1 protein-coding gene is annotated in these 842 nt (G+C 45.2%); it reads right to left on the reverse strand.

Annotated elements, in window-relative coordinates:
- Positions 1–71 precede the first annotated feature (71 nt).
- Positions 72–842: IS21-like element helper ATPase IstB (gene istB / locus ACTNC6_RS16125; protein WP_441044655.1), on the reverse strand; the 771-nt coding region annotated here is incomplete at its 5' end.

An 842-nucleotide genomic window follows, 5' to 3' on the forward strand; every position in this document is an offset into this window, starting at 1 on the left:
GTGCGGTAACACCGCAAGTCCGGCAGACGGGAAACCGTCTGTCCGGGCTAGCGGGAACCGCTTATGCGAGTTTACTCACGTAATGTTTTGTCCAAGCCATAAACCTCTCGCATCGAGATATCATGTTCGGCATCAATGCTTGTAATGTTGATACGATAACTGTCATGAGCAATGCGGTCAATGATTGCATCTGCCAGAGGACTATCATCACCACCCAGTTGGTCGTACCATTCCTCGAACTCATACTGGGAGCAAAAAATCGTTGAAGATTTCTTGCGTCTCCGATGGAGTAGTTCGAAGATATCTCTTTGTTCAGATTCCGTTGGTTTCAATAGAAGCCATTCGTCCAAAATCAGGACAACGGGATTGGCATATTTAGCCATCACCTTTTTGTAGTTGCCATCTGTCCGTGCCACCTCCAGATCAATAAGCAGATCAGGCAGACGGATATATTTGGTATTGTAATACTGCTTACAGGCTTCCATGCCAAAGGCACAGGCCATGTAAGTTTTACCGCAGCCTGTAGCACCGGTAATAAAAAGATTCCGATGTTCAGATATATATTCGCAGGTAGCAAGTCTGCGAATCAGTTCCTTGTTTAGCTTGCGTCCGGAAGTATAGTTGATATCCATGATATTCGCTTCCGGCTGATCGAAACCGGCATTCTTGATCAGTCTTTTGAGACGGTTGTTTTTGCGACTGCTGTATTCGATATCCACCAGCATACCGAATTGATCCTCAAAGGGAACCTCCTTGAATTTTGGGTCATTGAGTTGGTTGCGGAATGCATCTGCCATTGTGGTAAGGCGCATTTCTATTAACTTATCCATTGTACTCTGATT

The sequence above is a fragment of the Blautia sp. HCP3S3_C4 genome, assembly GCF_052064095.1.
Classification (GTDB): domain Bacteria; phylum Bacillota; class Clostridia; order Lachnospirales; family Lachnospiraceae; genus Blautia_A.